Origin of the sequence: Phenylobacterium deserti, assembly GCF_003254705.1 — a bacterium.
In the GTDB taxonomy this organism is placed as follows: domain Bacteria; phylum Pseudomonadota; class Alphaproteobacteria; order Caulobacterales; family Caulobacteraceae; genus Phenylobacterium; species Phenylobacterium deserti.
This window is the reverse complement of record NZ_QFYR01000002.1, coordinates 248,851-270,023: the sequence shown is the minus strand read 5'-3', so window position 1 is coordinate 270,023 and position 21,173 is coordinate 248,851. Positions and strand designations below refer to the sequence as shown.

General features: G+C 70.2%; 18 protein-coding genes and 1 other annotated feature. Of the genes, 12 read left to right on the top strand and 6 right to left on the bottom strand.

Annotated features, from left to right (window positions below):
• Window positions 1–20: 20 nt before the first annotated feature.
• The 4 genes from DJ018_RS10975 to DJ018_RS10960 all read left to right on the top strand — a co-directional run bounded on the left by DJ018_RS10975 (window position 21) and on the right by DJ018_RS10960 (window position 5,866).
• Window positions 21–674 carry an isochorismatase family protein gene (locus tag DJ018_RS10975; RefSeq protein ID WP_111514993.1) on the top strand — a complete coding sequence of 218 codons (654 nt, stop codon included), beginning with the start codon at window positions 21–23 and terminating at the stop codon, window positions 672–674.
• A gap of 36 nt (window positions 675–710) precedes the next feature.
• Complete coding sequence (locus DJ018_RS10970) at window positions 711–974, top strand: DUF1427 family protein (RefSeq protein ID WP_111514992.1); 264 nt, start codon at window positions 711–713, stop codon at window positions 972–974.
• Window positions 975–993: 19 nt separating this feature from the next.
• On the top strand, window positions 994–2,961 hold the full coding sequence (locus DJ018_RS10965; RefSeq protein WP_111514991.1) for an amidohydrolase: 1,968 nt from the start codon (window positions 994–996) through the stop codon (window positions 2,959–2,961).
• Between the two features lie 202 nt (window positions 2,962–3,163).
• Window positions 3,164–5,866: an ATP-binding protein gene (locus DJ018_RS10960; RefSeq protein ID WP_111514990.1), complete on the top strand. Its 2,703-nt coding sequence runs from the start codon at window positions 3,164–3,166 to the stop codon at window positions 5,864–5,866.
• 42 nt (window positions 5,867–5,908) lie between these two features.
• Here the strand turns inward: DJ018_RS10960 and DJ018_RS10955 are convergent, their stop codons facing one another.
• Window positions 5,909–6,781 carry an alpha/beta fold hydrolase gene (locus DJ018_RS10955; protein WP_240609520.1) on the bottom strand — a complete coding sequence of 291 codons (873 nt, stop codon included), beginning with the start codon at window positions 6,779–6,781 and terminating at the stop codon, window positions 5,909–5,911.
• Between the two features lie 512 nt (window positions 6,782–7,293).
• Here DJ018_RS10955 and DJ018_RS10950 point away from each other — a divergent pair.
• Entirely contained in the window at window positions 7,294–8,379 is a 1,086-nt protein-coding gene (locus DJ018_RS10950) for an alpha/beta fold hydrolase (RefSeq protein ID WP_111514989.1), read from the top strand.
• A 275-nt stretch (window positions 8,380–8,654) separates the two neighbouring features.
• Here the strand turns inward: DJ018_RS10950 and DJ018_RS10945 are convergent, their stop codons facing one another.
• From DJ018_RS10945 to DJ018_RS10935, 3 genes are all read right to left on the bottom strand, one after another.
• Window positions 8,655–10,352 (bottom strand): sensor histidine kinase, encoded by a 1,698-nt coding sequence (locus DJ018_RS10945; RefSeq protein ID WP_165842884.1) that lies wholly within the window; start codon window positions 10,350–10,352, stop codon window positions 8,655–8,657.
• 354 nt (window positions 10,353–10,706) lie between these two features.
• Window positions 10,707–11,303: an NADPH-dependent F420 reductase gene (locus DJ018_RS10940; protein ID WP_111514987.1), complete on the bottom strand. Its 597-nt coding sequence runs from the start codon at window positions 11,301–11,303 to the stop codon at window positions 10,707–10,709.
• Window positions 11,304–11,327: 24 nt separating this feature from the next.
• The gene (locus tag DJ018_RS10935) at window positions 11,328–12,080 is read right to left on the bottom strand and encodes a 3-oxoacyl-ACP reductase family protein (RefSeq protein ID WP_111515294.1); all 753 of its coding nucleotides are present in this window, start codon (window positions 12,078–12,080) and stop codon (window positions 11,328–11,330) included.
• Window positions 12,081–12,183: 103 nt separating this feature from the next.
• On the opposite strand from DJ018_RS10935, the gene DJ018_RS10930 reads away from it, so the two are divergent.
• On the top strand, window positions 12,184–13,110 hold the full coding sequence (locus DJ018_RS10930; protein ID WP_111514986.1) for a LysR family transcriptional regulator: 927 nt from the start codon (window positions 12,184–12,186) through the stop codon (window positions 13,108–13,110).
• 99 nt (window positions 13,111–13,209) lie between these two features.
• On the opposite strand, the gene DJ018_RS19700 is transcribed toward DJ018_RS10930, so the two are convergent.
• On the bottom strand, window positions 13,210–14,019 hold the full coding sequence (locus tag DJ018_RS19700; RefSeq protein ID WP_476742285.1) for a SulP family inorganic anion transporter: 810 nt from the start codon (window positions 14,017–14,019) through the stop codon (window positions 13,210–13,212).
• A complete protein-coding gene (locus tag DJ018_RS19695) occupies window positions 13,974–14,687 on the bottom strand; it encodes a SulP family inorganic anion transporter (protein WP_476742284.1) in 714 nt (237 codons plus the stop codon). The genes DJ018_RS19700 and DJ018_RS19695 overlap by 46 nt, the downstream gene beginning before the upstream one ends.
• A 46-nt stretch (window positions 14,688–14,733) precedes the next feature.
• Window positions 14,734–14,789, bottom strand: a sequence feature (sul1 is cis-regulatory element that is thought to sense ions involved in sulfur or methionine metabolism; They are found in Alphaproteobacteria).
• 589 nt (window positions 14,790–15,378) lie between these two features.
• Between DJ018_RS19695 and DJ018_RS10920 the strand changes: the two genes are divergently transcribed.
• The 6 genes from DJ018_RS10920 (at window position 15,379) to DJ018_RS10885 (ending at window position 21,087) form a co-directional block, all read left to right on the top strand.
• The gene (locus DJ018_RS10920) at window positions 15,379–15,561 is read left to right on the top strand and encodes a hypothetical protein (protein ID WP_111514985.1); all 183 of its coding nucleotides are present in this window, start codon (window positions 15,379–15,381) and stop codon (window positions 15,559–15,561) included.
• A 100-nt stretch (window positions 15,562–15,661) separates the two neighbouring features.
• Window positions 15,662–16,381 (top strand): Crp/Fnr family transcriptional regulator, encoded by a 720-nt coding sequence (locus DJ018_RS10915; protein ID WP_111514984.1) that lies wholly within the window; start codon window positions 15,662–15,664, stop codon window positions 16,379–16,381.
• A 1,017-nt stretch (window positions 16,382–17,398) separates the two neighbouring features.
• Window positions 17,399–18,481 carry an SDR family NAD(P)-dependent oxidoreductase gene (locus DJ018_RS10900; RefSeq protein ID WP_111514981.1) on the top strand — a complete coding sequence of 361 codons (1,083 nt, stop codon included), beginning with the start codon at window positions 17,399–17,401 and terminating at the stop codon, window positions 18,479–18,481.
• Window positions 18,482–18,565: 84 nt separating this feature from the next.
• On the top strand, window positions 18,566–18,943 hold the full coding sequence (locus tag DJ018_RS10895; protein ID WP_111514980.1) for a hypothetical protein: 378 nt from the start codon (window positions 18,566–18,568) through the stop codon (window positions 18,941–18,943).
• Between the two features lie 680 nt (window positions 18,944–19,623).
• Entirely contained in the window at window positions 19,624–20,292 is a 669-nt protein-coding gene (locus tag DJ018_RS10890) for a hypothetical protein (protein ID WP_111514979.1), read from the top strand.
• Between the two features lie 42 nt (window positions 20,293–20,334).
• A complete protein-coding gene (locus DJ018_RS10885) occupies window positions 20,335–21,087 on the top strand; it encodes a CPBP family intramembrane glutamic endopeptidase (protein WP_111514978.1) in 753 nt (250 codons plus the stop codon).
• The last annotated feature ends 86 nt before the right edge of the window (window positions 21,088–21,173 follow it).

Sequence of the window (21,173 nt, the reverse complement as noted above, 5' to 3'; positions counted from 1 at the left end):
CACGCCCTTCGGAGGCCTCCATGCCGCTGACCGCCACCGCCGCACCCGCCGCCCGGCTCCTCACCCCGCACGACCATGCCCTGGTCATGATCGACTTCCAGTCGCAGATGGCCTTCGCCACCCACTCCATCGACCCGGTTCTGCTGCGCACCAACGCCGCGCTGGTGGCGCGGGCCGCGGCCGGGTTCGGGGTGCCGACCCTCCTGACCACCGTCGCGGAGCGCAGCTTCTCCGGCCCGATGTTCGACGAGGTCACCGCGCCCTTCCCGAACCACCGCCTGCTCGACCGCACGACCATGAACGCCTGGGAGGACGCCGGGGCGGTTGCGGAGATCAACGCCGCCGGCCGCACGCGGGTGGTGTTCTGCGGCCTCTGGACGTCGGTCTGCATCGTCGGACCGGTGCTCTCGGCCCTCGAGCAGGGCTTCGCGGCCTATGTGATCACCGACGCCTGCGGCGACGTGTCGACGGAAGCCCACGAACGGGCGGTCCAGCGCATGATCCAGGCCGGCGCCCAGCCGCTCACCGCCCTGCAGTACCTGCTCGAGCTGCAGCGCGACTGGGGTCGCGCCGAGACCTACGCCCTGACCACCGGCATCGCCGCGCAATACGGCGGCGCCTACGGGCTGGGCATCATCTACGCCAAGACCATGTTCGACGCGCACGAAGGCTGAGCGCGCCCGTCAGAGCCCACCTCCCGCGAGGCCGCCATGAAGCCCTACCTGATCGCCCTGGCCATGGGGCTCGCCGCCGGCCTCCTCTACGGCGCCTTCCAGGTGCGATCGCCGGCGCCGCCGGTGATCGCGCTCGTCGGCCTGTTCGGCATGCTGGTGGGCGAGCAGGTCCCGGCGCGGATCCGGCAGCTGGTCGCCCGGCCGGCCGGGCTGGCGGAGACCCGCACCGACGCCGATCGCGACATCCGCCGGGTCCCGCTGTCGCCCAGGCCGCCTCCGCAGCCGGGCGCGGACGGCTGACGCCCCGGAGGTCTTGGCGATGGACACCCCACTCACCCGCCGACCGGTGCTGGGCGGCCTGGCGGCCGGCGCCGCCGCCATTCTCCACGCCCGCCCCTCGGAGGCCGCGATGACCCCTCCCGACCTGATCCTGATCCACGGCCGCTTCTCCACCCTCGACCCGGCCAACCTCGACCCGGAGGCGGTGGCGATCACCGCCGGCCGGATCTCCGCCGTCGGCGCGGCCCGCGACCTCCTGGGCGCCCGCGCCCCCCGGACCCAGGTGCTCGACCTCGGCGGGCGGCGGGTGGTCCCCGGCCTGATCGACAGCCACATGCACGTGATCCGCGGCGGCCTGAACTACAACATGGAGCTGCGCTGGGACGGGGTCCGCAGCCTGGCGGACGCCATGTCCATGCTGAAGCGGCAGGTGGCGGTCACCCCGCCGCCCCAGTGGGTGCGGGTGGTGGGCGGCTTCAGCGCGCATCAGTTCGCCGAGCGGCGCCTGCCGACCCTGGCCGAGCTCAACGCCGCGGCGCCGGACACGCCGGTGTTCATCCTGCACCTCTACGACCGCGCCTTGCTGAACGCCGCCGCCCTGCGCGCCGTCGGCTACACCCGTGAGACGCCGGATCCGCCCGGCGGCGAGATCCAGCGGGATGCGGCGGGGAACCCGACGGGCCTGCTGCTGGCCCGGCCGAACGCCAGCCTGCTCTACGCCACCCTGGCCAAGGGCCCGAAGCTCCCGCCCGACTACCAGCTCAACTCCACCCGCCATTTCATGCGCGAGATGAACCGCCTGGGCGTCACCTCGGTGATCGACGCCGGCGGCGGCCTGCAGAACTACCCGGAGGACTACCAGGTCATCGAGACGCTGCATGCCGAGGGGCAGCTCACCCTGCGCATCGCCTACAACCTCTTCACGCAGAAGCCGCGGGAGGAGCTGGCCGACTTCGCCGGCTGGGCCGGGCAGGTGCGGCCGGGCCAGGGCGACGACCTCTACCGGCACAACGGGGCCGGCGAGATGCTGGTCTATTCGGCGGCCGACTTCGAGGACTTCCGCCAGCCGCGGCCGGAGATGCCGCCGAACATGGAAGCCGACCTGGAGCCGGTGATCCGGCTGCTCGCCGAGAACCGCTGGCCCTGGCGGATGCACGCCACCTATGACGAGACCATCAGCCGGGCCCTGGACGTTTTCGAGACTGTCCACCGCGACACCCCGATCGATCGCCTGCCCTGGTTCTTCGATCACGCCGAGACGATCAGCGACCGCAACATCGATCGCATCGCCGCCCTGGGCGGCGGCATCGCCGTGCAGCACCGCATGGCCTACCAGGGCGAGGACTTCGTGGCGCGCTACGGCGCGCGCGCGGCCGAAGCCACGCCGCCGATCCGCCGGATGCTGGCGGCCGGCGTGCGCGTCGGGGCCGGCACCGACGCCACCCGGGTGGCGTCCTACAATCCCTGGGTCTGCCTCGCCTGGCTCGTCACCGGCCGGACCGTCGGCGGCCTGCCGCTCTACCCCGCCGCCAATCGCCTCGACAGGGAGGCGGCCCTCCGGCTCTGGACGCAGGCCAACACCTGGTTCTCCAGCGAGGCGGGCAAGAAAGGGCAGATCGCCGTCGGCCAGCTGGCGGACCTGGCGGTCCTCTCGGCGGACTACGTCCACGTCCCCGAACAGGCGATCGCAGAGATCAGCTCGGACCTCACCCTGCTGGGCGGCGAGGTGGTGCACGGCTCGGGCCCCTTCGCCCACCTGGCGCCGCCCCTGCCCCCCGCCATGCCCGACTGGTCGCCGACCCGCACCTTCGGCGGCCAGCACGCCCGTCCGTCCACAGCCCGCCCCGCCACCAGCGACGACGCCCTCGCCAGGCTGAGCTCCGCCTGCGGCTGCGCCAGACCCTGCGGCGTGCACGGCCACCAGCATGCCCGCGCCTACGGGCCCGCCCCGGCCGGTGACGCCGCGGCCTTCTGGGGTGCGTTCGGCTGCGCCTGCTGGGCGGTCTGACGTCTGTCGCAGCGCCAGAGGCCTGGCCGCCGGGGCTCAGGTCGCCGGCGACGGGCGCCTGATCCCCCGCGCCCGCCGACCGGCGCGCCGCGCGCGGGAACACAAGGTGGCAGCCGCAAGGCGACGGCGGGCGGCGACCCTCTCCCGTCAGGTCGGATTGGTGTAGGTTGGCCGCCAGCTTCCATCCCACCGAGACGCGCCGATGCTCGAGACGAGCGACACCCGACCGGCCGCCGCGCTGCACTTCGCCGGCTTCGCGCTGTTCCCGGCGCAGCGGCGCGTGCTGCGGGACGACGTCGCCGTGCCGCTCGGCTCCCGCGCCTTCGACATCCTCTGGGCGCTGGCCGAGGCCCGGGGCGCGGTGGTCCCCAAGGCGGAGCTGATGGCCCGGGCGTGGCCCGGCCTCCATGTGGAGGAGGCGAACCTCCGGGTGCAGATCGCCGGCCTCCGCAAGGCGCTCGGGCCGGAGGATCTCGTCGCCAGCGTGCCTGGCGTCGGCTACAGCCTGGCGACGGCGGTCCTCGACGCCGCTTCCGCGACCCCCGTGCGGCGGGACCCGGACGCTGTCGCCGCCCCCGAGTTGATCGGCCGCGGCGAGCTGCTCGCCGATCTGCAGCAGCGCTTCGAGCACCAGCGTCTGGTGACCCTCGTCGGGCCCGGCGGCGTCGGCAAGACCAGCGTGGCGCGGCGCCATGCGGGCGCGGCGGCCCGGACGGCCTTCGTCGACTTGAGCGCCCTCGCCGACGCCCGTCTCGCGGCGAGCACGCTCGCCGTCGCCCTCGGACTGCCGGTGATGTCCAGCGATCCGACGCCAGCCATCGTCCGCCACCTTGCGGGCGGCGACTGGCTCCTGGTGCTCGACAACTGCGAGCACGTCGTCGAGACGGTGGCGGGCCTCGCCGAACAACTGCTCCAGGCCTGCCCCACGCTCGCCATCCTGGCCACGAGCCGCGAACCTCTACGTTGCGAGGGCGAGTGGGTTCTCCGCCTCGATGCTCTGGCGGCGCCGCCGGCCGGCGACCTGACCGCCCGCGAGGCCCTGCAGTATCCGGCGATCCAGTTGCTGGTGACGCGGGCCGAGGCCGCCTGGGCGGGTTTCACGCTGACCGACGCGGACGCGCCGGTCGCCGCCGAGCTTTGTCGTCGACTCGACGGTCTTCCGCTGGCGCTCGAGCTCGCCGCCGCCCGCATCGAGGCCTTCGGCCTCGAGGGCCTGGCCGGACAGTTGCACGACCATCTCGAGTTGCTGTCGGGCGGACGGCGAACAGCCCTGCCGCGGCGCCAGACGATCGCCGCGGCCCTGGACTGGAGCTACGCCCTTCTCTCCCCGGCCGAGCGGCAGGTCCTGGAGGCCCTGGCGGTCTTCCGTGGCCCGTTCTCCCTCGCGGCGGCCGTGGAGGTCTCGGCGGGCGATGACCTGTCGCCCGCCGCCGTGCGCGCCGCCGTGGGCGAGCTTTCAGCCAAGTCCCTTCTCGCGCGCGAGCGGACCGGGCCGCGGCTTACCTTCCGGCTGCTCGAAACCACCAGGATCTACGCCGCCCGCAAGCTGCAGGCCTCCCCTCGGGCGCCGGAGATCGCGGCGCGGCATGCCCGTCACGTGCAGGGGCTGATCGCCCAGGCGAACGAAGATTGGAATCCGGCCGCTCACCAGGCCTGGGCCGAGGTTCACGGTCGGATCATCGACGAAGTCCGGGCGGCGCTCGCCTGGCGCTTCTCGGCCGGCCAGGATGTCCAGGCGGCCGCCGACCTCGTCGCGGCCTCCGCTTCGCTCTGGTTCCAGCTTGTCCTGCTTGACGAGTACATCGGATGGCTCGAGCGGGGCCTCGCCTTACCGGGCGCGTCGGCCGACAGCCGCATGCGCATGCACGCCGCGCTCGCGCACGCGGTGGTGCAGGCTCGCGGCCTGCACCCGCTCGTCCCGCAATCCTTCGAGGCCTGCCTTGCGCTGGCCGAAGCCCAGGAGGACGTGCGCCATCAGTGGATCGCGGTCTGGGGGCTCGCGGGAGAGGCGTCCATGCGCGCCGACTACCGCGCCGCACTGGGCTTCGCCGAGCGTCTCACGCCGGTGGTGCAGCGGACGGGATCACGCGATGCGCAGCTGGTCCAGCGGCGGCTGCTGGCCCTGCAGACCCACATGCTCGGGCGGCACGATCGCGCGCTCGACCTCGTCGCCGAGGTCCTGGCGGAGCCGTGCCTCGAAGTGGCTTCGGCCTTCCACAGCCAGGTGCATCTCGACCAGGTCTGCGCCATGCAGGTCATCGAAGCCCGCGCGCTCTGGCTCACCGGGGCTGCGGATCGGGCGCGCGCCGTCGTGGACGCGGCGCTCGCCCGGGCCGCGGCGATCGAGAACGCGTTCACCGAGGCCTATGTGCTTTCGGCGGCGGCCTGCCCGGTCGCGTTCTGGCGCGGGGATCCGGATGTCGAGACCCTGATCGAGCGGCTGACGCGCCTCTCCGTCGGCCGCTCCCTTGTCGTCTACGAGAGCTGGGGACACGCCTTCGCGGCGGCCCGCCGGTTCCGGCTCGGCGGCCCGCCTCCGCGGGTCACGGCGATCAAGGCGCTGGACGAGCTGGCGGTGATCGACGCGCGGCTCCTGTCCGACGAGACCGTGAGCCGCTGCCAGGCCGGCACGGTCGGCTGGTGCGCGCCAGAGGCCCTGCGGGGACAGGGCCTCGCCCTCGCCGCAGCTGGCGATCTCGCGTCGGCCTGCGCCCGGTTCGAGGCCGCTGAACGGCTGGCCGACCAGCAGGGCGCGGCCGCGCTCGCCCTGCGCGCCGCCACGAGCCTCCTTGAACACCGACCGGGGGACGCGGCGGTCCGGGCGCGGCTCGCCGAGCGGGTCGGAAACCTCAACGAAGGACGCACCACGCGGGACGTGCGCGCCGCCGTTGCGCTGCTCGCCTGAGCACGTCGGCTCCGTCCCTCGCCGGCGGCCCTGAGCCGCGCCCTAGATCGCCGAGCGTGTGCTTCGAACGAACGCTGCGATGTGGGCCGCGGAGGCCTCCGGGTGTTCGTGCTGCGGACCGTGACCTGCGGAGGGGTAGGTCAGGAGCTGCACCGTCGGCAGCTGACCGTTCAGCGCGTACCAGTTCTCGACCGGGAAGATGATGTCGTGGTCTCCGCCGATGTGCAGGATCGGCAGATCGGTGGTCTTCAGCGCCTCGAGCACATGGTCGGCGGGGAAGCTGGGGTTGCGCGGTCCGGACCCGAGCTTGGCGCGCGCGAACGCGATCGGCACCGGCCGGCTGCGCGCTTCCGTCCGGCTCGCAATGCGCGCCACCGACGCCTGCGCCGCCGCGCGGCTCCGCGCAGACTTCGGCTCGAAGAACAGGATCTCCTCCTCTTCGAGGCCGTAAACCTCGATGCCGGCCGTATCGTAGAACAGCTGTTCGGCGGTTTTCACCAGCGGTCCGGGGGGGCCACAGCCGATCAGCACGGCGTGGGTCACCTGCCCGGGCTTCGAGGCGACGACGATCTGAGCGACCAGCCCGCCCAGGGACCAGCCGGCGATCACAACCTCCTTCAGCTGAAGCGCCTCGATCAGGTCGAGGGGATCCCGCACCATCTCCGACGGATCGTAGGTCGGCACGCCGCTGGAGAGCCCCAGACCGCTGTAATCGAAGACGATGGCCCGAAAGCCCTCGGCCGCCAGTCCGTCCAGGAACGCCGGGTCCCAGGAGTCCATGTTGCCGCGGAACCGCACGCAAAGCAGGATCGGACGACCCTCGCCGACGCTGCGATAGGCCAGCCTGCGGCCGTTGATCTCAACGAATTCGTTCGGGGCGGAGCGCGCGTCGCAAAGGCCGGTCATGGCGTTCATCATCTCACCTGCTCGAGGGCGTTTTGCTGCGGCGCCGCGAGGGGCGCGTCAGCGGCGGTCTGCGATCAGGCGTCGCGCCGGTGTTTGAAGGCGCCGGCTTGGCGGCCGTGGAGCCCGAAGCACCGCGAACCTTCCCGTGGCTGGCGCCCTGATCTTCACCGTCGCTCCCTGGTCTGCGCCGAGGATGTCAGCGCCGCGCCGGCCGCGATTGCACCGATCACCCCTATTTGGCGGGAAGCGTCAGGTTCATGCCCCGACCGCGCCGCAGGCCGGTGTCCGGCAGCGTCCGACGTCGCCAGAGCGGCGCCGGAACGAAGCTCCGCGCCGCGTCGGGTGCGCACCACACCCGATCGGCCCGCTGATCGGGCGAAGATCCCGGCGGGTCTGGCTCCGCGTCCGGGACCGCGCTGACCAAGGGAATTGATCGAGCCGCCGCGGAACGATGTTGCGCTGCACAATGTTGATCGTCGCGAAGGGGGCGCCGTGCGTTCTCACATTCCCAAGAAGATGCGATGAACCAGCTCACTGCCAGGCTGCCGGCCGGCGGCAGGACGTCCCGCGCCGGCGCCAAGCTCCCGCTCAAGGCCGGCGTCGCCGCTGTCGCTGTCGGCGCGCTGATCGCCGCGGCGATCGGCAATCACCTGGCGGCCGAACGGACGGAAGGACGCAACCCGCCTGCCGGGCGCTTCGTCACGGTGGACGGCGTTCGCCTGCATTACCAGGAGCGCGGACACGGGCCGACGCTGGTGCTGATCCACGGAAACGGCGTCAGTTCGGAGGATTACGTGCTCTCCGGCCTCTTCGACGCGCTGGCGCAAGGCCACCGTGTCATCGCCTTCGATCGCCCCGGCTTCGGCTACAGCGCCCGGCCGCGGAACCGGTCCTGGACCGCCCAACATCAGGCGCGGCTGCTCCTGGAAGCCATGACGGCTTTGGACGTCCCGGAGGCGGTTCTTGTGGCCCACTCCTGGGGCACCCTCGTCGCCATGCAGGCGGCGCTGACCGCGCCGGACCGGGTCCGCGGGCTGGTGCTGATGTCAGGCTACTACTGGCCGACGGCGCGCCTCGACGTCCCCTTGCTGGGCGGTCCGGCGATCCCGGGGCTCGGCGACGTGATGCGGTTCACCGCATCCCCGCTTCTCGGGCGCCTGATGACGCCGCTGGTGCTCAAGCAGATGTTCTCCCCCGCCGAGGTTCCGGATCACTTCCGGCGGGGCTTCGCCTCCGACATGTCGCTGCGGCCTTCGCAGCTTCGCGCGACGGCCGCCGATACGGCCAGGATGCCGCTGGAGGCGGGGAAGCTGGCGGGGCGGCTGAAGGCCGTCGCCGGCCCGGTCCTGATCCTGAGCGGCGACGGCGACAGGATCGTCAGCTGCGAGCATCAGTCCCGTCGCCTGGCCCGCGAACTGCCCGGCGGCGAGATCCAGGTGGTCGAGGGCGCCGGCCATATGTTGCACCACATCCGGCCGCAAGCTGTCGCCGAAGCCGTTGCAGGCTTCCTGCGCCAGATCGCATTCGACCCGGACCGCGCCGGACCCCGCGCCGATCCGGAGCCCCGCCGGCTGCCCGAGCCGCTGCCGCTGCCGCTGCCGGCCTGACCGGGCGCAAGGCTCGCCGCACGGCCAACGAGCAGAACGGCCGTCCCGCGCACGGGCGCCGCGGCCGGCAGGTTGTCTGACGAGAGGCTGGCCTGTCGGCGTGCAACCTCCCGAGCGCGTGGACTCGTCCGCCGTCCGCCAGCGGGTGCGACGGGGCGAGGCCGAGACGGCGCGGCCGCGCGAGCACGCCGTGCGTCGGCGCACGCGCGCGCATGAAGATGGAAGGCAGGTCCATCCCGGATCCTCGCCGGCTGCCGAACGTCTGCGACGCCTTGTCAGCGACCGTTCGGAATCGGACCTGCGCCGCTGGCTCGTGTGGAGACCTCGGGGACTCCCGCGTGACCCGTAAGGCGCTCCGTCAAAGGGAGGCGGAACCGGTAGGTAACGCCTCGCTCGCCCCATGTTCGCTCAAGCGAGCCTTGTAGCTCCCGCTCTATGCTTGCGCGGATCAGGCGCGACCCGAAGCCTTCGGCCCCGGTGGGCTCCGGCTTCGTCAAGCCGCTCTCCGTCCAGGTCGCATCAAGCGACGGGCGGGCGTGATCCACGGCCCATTCAAGCACGACCCGGCCGCCCGAGGCCAAGGCCCCGTACTTGGCGGCGTTCGTGGCGAGTTCATGCAGCACCAAGACCAAGGACACGGCGGCGTAGGAGGAAAGCGCGAAGGAAGGTCCGCTGAAGCTGATCCCCCGGTGCGGAGCCAAGACCGAACGGGCCAGGTCCCTCAGGTCCGTGCTCTGCCAGCTGTTCGCCGTCAGCAGGTCATGAGCGCGGGCAAGCGCCATGAGCCGGTGCTCGAAGCCGTCCAGGGACGCTTCGCCGGCGGCTTCCTTGCGGGCCTGCCGAGCCAGGGCCTGCACTGTCGCCAGCGTGTTCTTGACCCTATGGTTGAGCTCGTTCACCAGGGTGCTCTGGCGCTCGAGCGCCTGCTTCTGCTCCGCATCGTGTCGGAGCAGCCGGGCTGAGGCGGAAGTGAGAGCATCGTGAACGCGCTGGGTCTCCGCAAGCCCGGTGGATCGCTCTCGCACCTGCTGTCCTTCGCCGAGCGCGGCCGCGGCGGCTTCGAGGTTCTGCAGGTCTCGAGCGATCCGGCGGCTGAAGAACGCCGTCGCCCCCAGCGCCGTCGCAAGCAGCAGCAGCAGCTGGGCGGCGGCGACCGCGACCCCCTGCCATGCCGCCGTCGTCAGTTCGCTTTGCGGGGCGGCGACGACAAAGGTCCAACCTGAGGGCGCCCGGCTAAAGGCGAGGATCGAAGGCAAGCCCTCCAAGGTCCGGGAGCGGATCACGCCCTCGGAGCGGACGCGCACAGCTCGGGTCAGGTCCGGGGTCGCCGAGCCGCCGATCGTGCGCTCCGCATTGGCCGAACGGGCGACGATGCGGCCCTGCTGATCGAGGATGACGGCGATCCGGCCGGGCTCGCGGACCTTCGCCCGTATGAAGGGCACGAAGCGGCGGGCGGGCTGAATGTAACTGAGAGCGTACAGCTTCGATCCGATGACCGCCGGAGTGTCGATCGCAACGATGGGTTCGGCGCTGAGCTTGCCAAGCGTCACGCCCGAGATGCGGGTGCGACCTGCCTGCAGCTCCTGCCAGGCGGACTGTGGGAAGCCTCCGGCCGGCGGCAGCGCCCCCCCTGGAGGCAGGCGCGTGTTGATCACCTGCCCCTGGTCCTCCGCGAGGAGCACAAACCATCCCGGAGCGCCCCGCGCCGCGTCCCGCAACTCGGCTTCGAAGCCCCTGAAGTCGCCGCTCTGCAAGGTCCGGCGAACGCTGAGCGCCTCAAGACGCGCGCTATCCTGGCTCAGGAGGGACTCGCCCTCGAGAGCCAGCCCGCGGGTGCGGCTCACAAGATCCGCCTCGAACCGCGCTGCGCTCTCCTGATACCGCGCCAACAGCAGCACCACGGTGAGGACCAGCACCGGCGCCAGCGCAGCGCCCGACATGAGGAGGAGCCAGCGCCGCAGAGGAAGTTGCATGCGGGTTCTGGAGATCACCGCCTGACGCCGGGGAAGAGCAAGCCGCATGACGCCCCGTAACACGGACGAGCTTGTTTCCGCAGCCCCTCAGCCATCGGGATCACGCGAACCTTCGCCGTCATGACGAGCCTCGAGCCGATGTTCCCGTGCTCGCCGGCTCCGTGTTGTTGCGGGAGGCGCTCACGCCCGCCCATCTGGGCTGGCGTTCTCTGCGTCGCCGCCGCCGCCTGAGGCGCCGCCTGGTCCAGTGTCCCGCCCCGACGCCGGGACGCGCCGCAGACCCGACACGCGCCTTGTGATCGGGGCGCGCCGAGAGCGGTCATCGCGACCGCTCCAGTTTCAGGACCTAAAGTCCTACAGCCTCACCAGATTGAGCCCAGGCAGGGGACCGCCGGGGAACTGGCCCAGCCGACCGCCGGTCTCGAGGCCGCCGAGATCGATCCCCGCAAATCCGAGGCGGTCGACCAGGGCCGCCACCTCGGCCTTCGCGCCGGCGTCGTCGCCGGACAGGAAGAGCACGCGCCGCCCGCCGCCCTCTTGCGGATCCGCGCCCAGCAGCTCCGGCGGAAGGGTGTTGAAGCCCTTCACCACCCGCGCGCCGGGGACCAGATCGGCGAACACCTGGGTGGAAGCACGGCCGCCGAGGTCAACCGGTTTGAACAGCGGCGCCTCCAGAGGGTTGTTGGCGTCCACCACGATCCGGCCGTTCCACGGGCCCAGTCCCGCCAGGGCGGCCGGGAGCTTCGACCAGTTCACCGCCACGAACACGAGGTCGGCCTGCGCCGCTTCCGCGACCGTGGCCGGGGTCGCCAGACCGAGCTCGTCCGCCAGCGTCCGCAGGCTGTCCGGACCGCGCCGGTTGGCGATGAGGAACGGCAGGCCCGAGCGCGCGAGCGAGCGGCCGATGGCGGCGCCGACGCCGCCTGCCCCGATGATGCCGAGGGTGGTCATCCGAGTTCTCCCTGCGCTCGAGGTTCAGGCCGTGAACCCGCCGTCGACCGCGAGGTCGGCGCCGGTGACGAAGGCGGCTTCGGGGCTGGCCAGATAGGCCACCGCGCTGGCCACCTCCTCCGGGCGGCCGTAGCGGCCCACGGCGATGCCGGGACCGACGATCTGCGAGACCGGGCCGTCCGCCGGGTTCATCTCCGTGTCGGTGGGACCGGGATGGACCGTGTTGACGGTGATCCCCTTGGGACCAAGGTCGCGGACCAGGCTGCGGTTGAAGCCGCTCACCGCCCCCTTGGTGAGGGTGTAGAGCGAGGCGGTCGGAAAGGCCGCGTAGCGGGCCATGGACGAACCGATGTGGATGATCCGGCCGCCGGCCTTCATGTGCCGCACCGCCTCCTGGGTGGCGACGAACACGCCGGTCACGTTGACGGCGATCACCCGCTCGTAGGTTTCGAACGGGATATCCTCGATCGGGCCGCCGGTCCCGAGGCCCGCGTTGTTCACGAGGATGTCCAGGCTGCCAAGCTCCCGCGCCGTCCGCTGCACGGCGGCGCGAACCGCCGCCGGGTCGCCGGCGTCGGCCTGGATGGCCACAGCCCGGCCGCCGGCCGCCTCGATGTCGCGAACCACGTCCCGGGCGCGCTGCGGAGAGGCCGAATAGGTGATGGCCACGGCCGCACCGTCGGCGGCCAGCCGCCGGGCGATCGCCGCGCCGATGCCGCGCGAGCCGCCGGTGACCAGGGCGGTCTTGCCGGCGAGAGGTGGGTGGGAAGATGTCATGTCGCGCTCCGTCGCTGGGGTTTCGATGGAGCTGAAGATCACCGCTTTGTTCCGGCGCGGTTAGCCGCCTATCCTGCCAATGATCTTCAAGGGATGGTTGAAAATGGAGAGCCTCGCCAATCTCGAGTGCTTCGTCCGCAGCGCCGAGGCGGGCGGCTTCTCCGGCGCCGCGCGACGCCTGGGTCTGACGCCGGCGGCCGTGAGCCGCAATGTGGCCCACCTCGAGCGGAACCTGGGCGTGCGTCTCTTCCACCGTTCCACCCGCAGCCTCACCCTCACGGAGACGGGAGAGCGCTTCCTGCTGGCGCTTCGGGACGACCTCGCGGGCGTGCAGGCCGCCATCGCCGCGGTGGCGGGCGGCGACCAGCCGGCCGGCGTCCTTCGGGTCTCCATGAGCCTGACCTTCGGCGCCGACGTGGTCCTGCCCCTGCTTCCCGAGTTCCTCGCGCGCTACCCCCTGGTGCGCCCCGACTGGCGCTTTGAGAACCGGCAGGTGGACCTGGTGGCCGAGGGCTATGACGCCGCCATCGGCGGCGGCTTCGACCTGCCGGTCGGGTTCGTGGCCCGGCCGCTCGCGCCGGCGCACATCGTCGCCGTCGCGTCGCCCAGCCTGCTCGAGGGGCGTGCGCTCCCGTCTCACCCCGCCGAGCTGTCAGGCTGGAGCGGCGTCGTCATGCGCAGCGACACCACCGGCAGGATCCGCGAGTGGACATTCAGGAACCCGGCTGGCGAGGAGGCGCCCGCGCGGCTGGCGCAGTCCGTCGTGGTCAACGATCCCGCGGCCGTGCGACAGGCGGCCCGCCTCGGCCTCGGCGTCGCCATGCTCGCCATGCCCGATGTCGTCGCCGACCTTGCGACAGGACGCCTGGTCCGGCTGGCGCCTCGATGGTGGGCCGACGCGGGCGCCATCTCGATCTACTATTCGAGCCGGGCCCAGCTGCCGGCCAAGACCCGGGCCTTCGTCGATCACGTGGTCGAACAGTTCCGGCGGGAGCGTCTGGCGGATCGGTTCGACGGCAGCCTCGGCTAGCGCGCCGAGCACCTGGGTGCGCCCGCGTCATCGACGCCCCGCCCGCAAAGCCTCGATCGTCGCCCGGCGCGGCGCGGCCGCCCCATCGCCGCCGGGACGTCAGTGGCCGCCCGACAAGGGCAGATGGGTCTTGTCGTGCTTGCCGACCTGCTCCACCAGGGCCTCCTCCGCAGCCGTCAGACCGCTGAGCACGACCTCGGCGCCCTGGCGTCGGTAGCGGAACACCACCTTGTCCAGCGCGGCGACGCCGGTCAGGTCCCACAGGCGCGCCTCCGACAGGTCGATCTCCACCCGCTCCGGATGGCCGTGATGCTCGAACGCCGCGGCGAACACGTCCGCGGACGCGAAGAACAGCTGCCCCGCCACCAGGTAACGCAGCTGCCCCTCAGGAGCAGGCTCTTCGACCACCTGGATGGTCTTGCCGACCTTGCGCATGAAGAACACGGCGCTCAGCAGGACCCCGAGGACCACGCCCTTGGAGAGATCGTGCGTGGCGACCACCGTGAGCGTGGTGGCCGCCATCACGATCGAGGACTGCAGGGGCGTCGAGGGCAGGCGGCGCAGGGAGCCCCAGTCGAAGGTGCCGATCGACACCATGATCATCACCGCCACCAGCGCGGCCATCGGGATCCTGGCCACCCAGTCCTGCAGCACGAGGATCAGGAACAGCAGGAAGACGCCGGCCCAGAGCGTCGACAGACGCCCGCGCGCGCCGGACGACACATTGATCATCGACTGGCCGATCATGGCGCAGCCCGCCATGCCGCCGAACAGCGGCGAGAGCACGTTGGCGATCCCCTGCCCGCGCGTCTCGCGATCCTTGTCCGACGGCGTATCGGTGATGTCGTCGAGGAGGCTGGCGGTCAGCAGGCTCTCCAGCAGGCCGACGAACGCCAGGGTGAGCGCCACCGGCCGATGATCGTCAGCGTCTGCCAGCTGAGGGGGACCTGCGGCAGGGCGAAGACCGGAAAGGCGCTCGGCATCTGGCCCATGTCGCCCACCGTCCGGACATCCAGCCCCGTGGAGATGGCGAAGGCGCTGAGCACGACGATGGCGGCCAGGGCCGAGGGGATCGCCGTGGTCAGCCGCGGCAGGCCGTAGATGATGGCGAGCCCTGCCGCGACCATGGCGTAGGTCTGCCAGCCGGCGCCGATCAGCTCCGGCATCTGCGCAAGGAAGATCAGGATGGCGAGCGAGTTGACGAAGCCGGTCATCACCGACCGCGACACGAACCTCACGTAGCGGCCGAGGCGCAGGAGCCCCACCACGATCTGGATCAGTCCGCACAGCAGCGAGGCGGCGAACAGGTACGGGAGGCCGTGGTCCTTCACCAGGTCCGCCATGAGCAGCGCCATGGCGCCCGTGGCGGCGGAGATCATCGCCGGCCGTCCGCCCAGGAAGGCGATGGTCACGGCGATGACGAAGCTGGCGTAGAGGCCGACCGCCGGGTCGACCCCGGCGATGATGGAAAAGGCGATGGCCTCCGGAATCAGCGCGAGCGCCACGACCGTGCCGGACAACAGGTCGCGACGCGGGTTTGCGAGCCACTGCTGGCGCGCGGATGCAAGGACGGACATGGAAGATTCATCAGAACCCGCCGGCCGCAGCGCGGCGGTCCGGCGATATCGCCCGGCGGATCGGCGGCCGGGATAGCCACCCGCCCTCGCGGCGGGTCCATGGTGGTGCGCGCTCGTAGCTCAGGACGGGGGCGCAAGGCAAGGCGGCTCGGGGCACCACCACCCGGTCGGCTCGGCCGGCCAAGCGGACCGGGCCTCGCCCAGGCAGGCGGATCCGCACAGGACCGATCGGCGCGCTGGACGCCCGCCCGCAGACGCCGAACCGGGCCGGCGGCCCTGCCCCGACGGGCCGCGGCCGCCTGCCGCAGACCGCAAGGCTTGGACGGGCGTCTCAAGCGCCTAGATGCGGTCCTGGCGCTCGGCTGTTCGCCTGCAGCGCCTGGCGGCCCTGGCTCTGCGTGCATTGAGACGGGGCCGCCGATCCCCTCCCATCAGTCCGGCGCCAGATCCGCGGAGCCCCCGCGTCGCCCAGCTGCGTCAGTCCACTCTGCGCGTGACGACGCCGGCCTCGGACTCGAGAACCAGAACCGGACGCTTCCGGCGGGCGGGAGGCCGACGTCCCCGGGGCGACCGTCGCGCAGCCCCCTACCCTGCCGAAGCAACGGCGTGGCTCGCAACCCGCGCCAGGGGAACGCCGGCGAACGTCAGATGTTAGGTTCGCGACCTAGTTGCCTGAAGTTCGAGCACGCAGATGCCGCGTCCCACTTATGACAAGCCGCTTGAAGCGGGCGCCGTGGACGGCGAGGTCGCGATCACCGGCCCTGGAAACGTCCAGGGGGCCTTCACGCCTGAGGCGGCTCTCGAGAGCGCTCAGGAACTCATAGAGGTCGCCAAGCAGGCTGAGGCCCAGGAACCTCCGTCCGCATCCCCCTAGTCAGGTCGGCGACAGCCTTCCCCCTTCGCCCTGTCGGGTTCCAGACGGTGTGCCGAGCGCTCTCCCGCTATAGCGGAGGAGTCGCGGGGGGGGTGTTTTCATGAAACCGACGAGTCCGAACCTTCTGCTGGCCGAGCTCGAGCCGGCGGCGCTCAGCAAGCTCGAACATCGCGCTCGGCGCATCGAGGCGCACAAGGGCGACGTACTTCAGCACCCGGAAGGTGAGCTCCAGGCGGTCTTCTTTCCCGAAACGGCGGTGCTGTCCGTGGCCGCCGGGACTTCGGCGGGCGAGAGCGTCGATGTGACGCTTGTCGGGTCTGAAGGTGTCTTCGGCGCTTTCGAGGCCTGCGGCAGCCAGCGTGTCTTCTCGCGCCTGGCGGTCCACCTTCCCGGGAACGTCCTGCGGGTTCCCGCCAGCGCCTACCGGGAACTCTTCGATCAGAGCCCGGCTCTTCGGAACGCCGTTCACCGGTATGTGGAGCTGCTGCTGATCGAAGCGCGCCAGTTCGTCGCCTGCAACGCCCTGCACTCCGTCGAAAACCGCCTGGCGCGTGCGCTGCTGGACACGAACGACAGGAGCGGCACGCCGCTCCTGATGGTCACTCAGGATGCTCTGGCGCAACTGCTTGGCGTCCAGCGAACGACCATCGCGGCGGCCGTCTCGACGCTTCAGCGGGCGGGCCTCATCCGGTCCGGACGCGGAGCGTTGGAGCTGCTCGACCTGCCGGGGCTGGAACAGGCGGCATGCAGTTGCCGCGAAAGCCTGAGCATCGCCCGACGCGGCATATGGACCTCGGCGCGGCAGGCCTGCGAAGCCTAGCATCAGACCGGAGCTTCGGCCCATTGCACCCCTTCAGCATACACGCCTGATGCGTCCTCGCTGGCGAGGTCCACGAGCCGGGCCCTCAGGGCGGCCGCGGTCGCCGCGGCAACCAGCCAGCGGGCTTTGTCGAGCGCATCGTCCAGCTCCGCATGATCGCTGAGGCGATCTGCGTTGGCCAGGAAGGGACGAAGGCGTTCCGCGCCTGGAGGCTGAGTTCAGGCTGCGTGGCGCGCTCCCTCATCTGCCTGCTGAACGTCAGCTTCGGTCGGAGCGGACAGACGGTCCGACGTGAGGCTAGCGTCGGGAACTCCGGCGACAGCGAGCATGTCTGGAGAACCGAAGGCGTGCCGCGCAGCGTGCTGCTACCGAAACCGTTCGAAACGGCTCAGCTCATCAGGGCCGTGCGGAAGGCCTGTGAGGTGCCCGAGCGATGAGGGCCAGCCGGGCGGGCTGCTGGAAACCCGCGCCGCGCCGGCGCGTGCCGGCAGCGACCCTCGGTCGAACAGGCAACGTCGACACGCCGACAGTCGGACCGTAGCCTCGATCATAGGCGCCCAGCCCGCTTGATTGGAGGACCTCGTGCCGGGGTATCGCTTGTACTTGGTCGACGCCGCTGGCCACTTCGCAGGAAGCGACGAGTTCGAGGCGGCGAGTGTTCGGGACGCGATGGCCGAAGCGGAACTGCGACGCGCGGGTCCCGCGGCCGAACTCTGGCAGCAAGCCCGTCAGCTGTGGGGGCTTGGCGCCTCTACTACCGGCCGGATGGCTTTGCAGAGCTGACCGGCTCCCGGCCGCGGCGCAGGTTCCGCCCCTAGCCCGGGACAAGGCGGCGGCCACGCGACTTTTGCAGGTGTCGGAAGACCTCATGGGGGTGAGCTTCGACCGCATGGCGGAGGTCTGACGCCCAGGGTCAGGCCCGTATCGGCCCGTAGCATTGGGCAGGTTTTCCGCGCCAATCGGCATATCGCCCGAAGCCAGCGTCGATAGCCTCAAGGGGATTTCACGAGGTGAGCCATGACGACCGACCACGCTGAGCACCGCTTTGATTCGCGTCCCCACGACCCCGCCTCCAGACTGTCTCGGCGCGGGCTCCTCGCGCTCTCAGCCGTTGGGCTGACGGCAGCGACGCTCGGCGGCTGCGCATCGACAGGATCGGCCGACGGTGGCTGGACGGCGGCAGATGTCCCGTCCCAGCGCGGGCGCACCGCGCTGGTGACCGGCGGCAACGGCCATCCGGAAGGCGGTCTCAGCGGCCTCGGCTATCATGTGGCCCTGCAACTCGCGCGAGCCGGGGCCGATGTGACTATCGCCTCTCGCAAACAGGCGCGCGGCGCTGAAGCGGTTCGGATCATCCGCGCCGAAGTCCCCGGCGCGACGATCCGCTACGAGCCTCTGGACCTTGCCGACCTGTCGTCGGTCTCGGCCTTCTGCGGCCGGATGCACGAAGGCGGCCGAGGCCTCGACCTTCTGGTCAACAACGCTGGGGTCATGGGCCGACGTCACCGGGAGGTCAGCGTCGACGGGTTCGAACGCTGCATGGCGACCAATGTGATCGGCCATTTTGCACTGACGGCGCAACTGCTCCCGCTTTTGAAGCAGGGACGCAGTCCCAGGGTCGTCTGGGTGGCGAGCCTGCGCGGAGCCAACGGCGAACTCGATTTCTCGGACCTCCAGCTCGCCCGCGCCTACGACTATGTGAATTCCTACGACCAGACGAAGCTGGCCATGCTCCTCTTGGCCCAAGAGTTCCAGCGTCGCAGCCAGGACGCCGGTCTCGGGGTGACAAGCATCGCCGCCCACCCTGGAACCGCGCGCACCCACATCGTGCTGGATGGGCCCGGCCCCGACAGCCAGGAAGGGTTCCGGTTCAAGAACATGCCCTTCATGTTTCGCGACCCGGCGGGACGGGCGCTCTCACTTCTCTATGCAGCGACCGACTCGAAGGCCGTCGGGGGCCGCTACTACGGGCCAGCCGGCTTCGGTCACATCCTCGGGCCGCCCGGCGAGACGCCAATACCGGAGCGCGCCCAGGATGCCCACGCCGCTTCGAAGCTCTGGGCCGCCATGGAGACCCTGAGCCATCAACGGCTCGCCTGACGGGCGCGAACGGCGCTGTCGTCGAACACCTTTCGCCCCAAACCAACGCGGACGCGGTCACCCCGCCGCTCGAGGAGCCAAGCCATGACCAAACCGGTTCTCGTCTTTCCCGTTCTGATCAGTCTCGCCGGCTGCGCGACCCTAACCCAGGGAACCAGCCAAGAGATCGCCGTGGTGACGCCCGGTGTGGAAGGCGCGCACTGCGTCATCACCGACGCCAACCGAAAGGTGGCGACCCTCATGGCCGGGAACACCCGCGCAAAGCTATCCCGAGGCCGTCGTCCTTTGATGGTCCGCTGCGAGAAAGCGGGATTCCAGCCGGGCGTTGCGGAGATCAAGGCGTCGATGTCGTCACGCTCGCGCGTCCAAGCACCGCTCGGCTACGCAGTTGACGGGCTGTCTGGCGCCATGTGGAGCTACCCTGCGGAGGTCACAGTGACCCTGTCACCGAGTGCCGGCTAGCGCGGTCAATGTCGGCATGTCCTGCGCTTCTTCCTGGCAGGCGGCGACGCTGAGGCCAGCGGACGTTCCGGCTCTTCTGCTTGAGCGTGTCGGTTTGGAGGTCGGGAATGTAGACGTCCCGAACCGAAATGCCCTGAGCGTCACGGGGATCGCGCTGAGGTCGCATCGTACGCTCAGGCGCGATCGAACATCATAGTCGCGACGCATGCCACGATTGTTCAGGCTGCCCCACCCGAGCCAAAGCCTCCCACCTGCAGCGTTCGAGAAGCCTGAATGGCGGCAGCTCAGGACGTCCGCTTTCCGCCTCCTGGCTGATGTCGGCTCCCGACCCATGGCTGACGTTCGCAGCCAATGACCGGTTCGGGTCGGAAGACGACATACAGAGGGGAACGAACCTGCGGTACCTGCGTCGTTCCCGACGCTAGCCTACACTTCGCACCATCTGCTCTCGGGCGGGAGGCTAGCCTCCGAGTTCGACCTGTCGAGGCTCTGCACTTCAGCATCATCCAGCGGCTGCATCCGGATGTTCTGAGCGTCTGCTGTGAATGGCGCCCAAGCGCGTTGCGAGGACGCCGTGCGGTAGGGCTTAGCTAGTGCTCAGCTGATGGCGTACGAGCGTCTCCGATGGCAGCTTAGGGGCGCTACGCGTCTGGCCGGCAAGGAACCAACACGAGGGTCGCTTGGATTTTCTCAAACTGCTTCGCAGCTTCGAGGATCTGATCTTTGAGGTCGCAACCTGGCTGCTGTTTTATCCACGTACCCTCTGGCGGATTTTCGTCGGACCAATCGGCGCGATGACTTACTCCGACGCAGAGCAAGCCGATCCGGAAGATCAGCGCTACGATGACGCCATATCCCCGCCGCTGTTCCTGCTGCTGACCGTGGTGCTGGTGAACGCCGTTGGGATGGCGCTTCACGTGCCGACACCGCAGACTTCATCCGAGACAGTAAGAGCGATCCTGAACTCCCCGCAAAATGCGGCGCTGTTCCGCGCGCTGCTGTTCAGTCTGATCCCGTTGGTCGCCGCCTCATCCCTGCTGGGGCGCAGGCAGGTCCCACTTTCCCGCCAGTCGCTCCGCCCTCCCTTCTATGCACAATGCTTCCTTGTTAGCCCGTTCGCCCTGGTGGTCGGCATTGGCGGCATTATCCTCCAGCGCCCTGATCTGCCGAACGCCTTTGGCGCGGCGCTTCTTGGCGCCGGATGCATCTGGCTCCTGACGGCGCAGACGCGCTGGTTTGCAAGTCGCACCCCCATGGGAACATTGCGCGCGCTGATCCAAGCAATCTGGTGCTTGTTCGTCTCCGTGACCTACCTCCTCCTGATCCTGATCCCCGTCGCTTTTCTCTAGGCTCAGCCGAGCTGAAGTTTGCCGACATCGAGGGCCGCTATCATGTGGAAACGAGCCTCCTGTGACCACGAGACCAGGCGGCGGGACTTCCCCTTCTACGACGGTGAGCCAGCAGCCCTGCCTGCGATCCGGTGGCTAGCGGCATTGCTCGTCGCGGCGGCCGCCTTTGCGACACTCATCTTTTTAGATGGCGATTGGGCTGGCGTGTTCTCCCAAGCAGCTCCCATGGTGCTGTTCGCCTGCCTCATGCTCACTGCCCTTCGGGTGATGGCCGGGCCCAGATGGCACGTGCTCTTTCGTCGACCGACTGGCCGCGACATCGCAGTCGGCCTCGGCGGGGCTGTCCTAAGCCTCTCCTGCAGCGGCCTTGTCGGCATGCTCTTGGTCACACGCATCAGCGTCGCACCCAATCCCGCTGTAGCTGACCTCAGCGACCTTGATGCGGCGCGACTCGTCTTGTTTGTCGCTGCGAGCGCACCGCAGATCCTCGGAGAAGAGCTGATCACGATCATTCCATTCCTGGCGCTTCTGACCGCGTGCTTCGCGAAGGCGCGCTGCGACCGGAGCCTGTCGGTCGTGGTCGCCTGGGTGGGATCGGCCGTGCTGTTCGCGCTGCTGCACCTGCCGACTTACGACTGGCATGTGGTGCAGACGCTCGCCGTGATCGGAACCGCCCGTCTCGCGCTGAGCGTGCCCTACCTCGTCACCAAGAACATCTGGGCCTCGACGTTCGCTCATGTGCTCAATGACTGGACGCTGTTCGCGCTTGCAGGCCTGCTGAGCGCCCGCCTCTGACCTGACGTGAAACTGACGCCAACCGTGCCTATTGCAAGAATATCGCTTCGCGGTTGAGATAGAGTTCGTAGGTCACAAGGGGTCCG

Coding starts and splice junctions, on each gene's coding strand:
- DJ018_RS10885 (WP_111514978.1), top strand. CDS start 20,335: ATGTGGAAACGAGCCTCCTGTGACCACGAGACCAGGCGGCGGGACTTC.
- DJ018_RS10970 (WP_111514992.1), top strand. CDS start 711: ATGAAGCCCTACCTGATCGCCCTGGCCATGGGGCTCGCCGCCGGCCTC.
- DJ018_RS10935 (WP_111515294.1), bottom strand. CDS start 12,080: ATGACATCTTCCCACCCACCTCTCGCCGGCAAGACCGCCCTGGTCACC.
- DJ018_RS10920 (WP_111514985.1), top strand. CDS start 15,379: ATGCCGCGTCCCACTTATGACAAGCCGCTTGAAGCGGGCGCCGTGGAC.
- DJ018_RS10915 (WP_111514984.1), top strand. CDS start 15,662: ATGAAACCGACGAGTCCGAACCTTCTGCTGGCCGAGCTCGAGCCGGCG.
- DJ018_RS10955 (WP_240609520.1), bottom strand. CDS start 6,781: ATGAACGCCATGACCGGCCTTTGCGACGCGCGCTCCGCCCCGAACGAA.
- DJ018_RS10940 (WP_111514987.1), bottom strand. CDS start 11,303: ATGACCACCCTCGGCATCATCGGGGCAGGCGGCGTCGGCGCCGCCATC.
- DJ018_RS10930 (WP_111514986.1), top strand. CDS start 12,184: ATGGAGAGCCTCGCCAATCTCGAGTGCTTCGTCCGCAGCGCCGAGGCG.
- DJ018_RS10965 (WP_111514991.1), top strand. CDS start 994: ATGGACACCCCACTCACCCGCCGACCGGTGCTGGGCGGCCTGGCGGCC.
- DJ018_RS10945 (WP_165842884.1), bottom strand. CDS start 10,352: ATGCAACTTCCTCTGCGGCGCTGGCTCCTCCTCATGTCGGGCGCTGCG.
- DJ018_RS10895 (WP_111514980.1), top strand. CDS start 18,566: ATGACCAAACCGGTTCTCGTCTTTCCCGTTCTGATCAGTCTCGCCGGC.
- DJ018_RS10960 (WP_111514990.1), top strand. CDS start 3,164: ATGCTCGAGACGAGCGACACCCGACCGGCCGCCGCGCTGCACTTCGCC.
- DJ018_RS10900 (WP_111514981.1), top strand. CDS start 17,399: ATGACGACCGACCACGCTGAGCACCGCTTTGATTCGCGTCCCCACGAC.
- DJ018_RS19695 (WP_476742284.1), bottom strand. CDS start 14,687: ATGTCCGTCCTTGCATCCGCGCGCCAGCAGTGGCTCGCAAACCCGCGT.
- DJ018_RS10950 (WP_111514989.1), top strand. CDS start 7,294: ATGAACCAGCTCACTGCCAGGCTGCCGGCCGGCGGCAGGACGTCCCGC.
- DJ018_RS10975 (WP_111514993.1), top strand. CDS start 21: ATGCCGCTGACCGCCACCGCCGCACCCGCCGCCCGGCTCCTCACCCCG.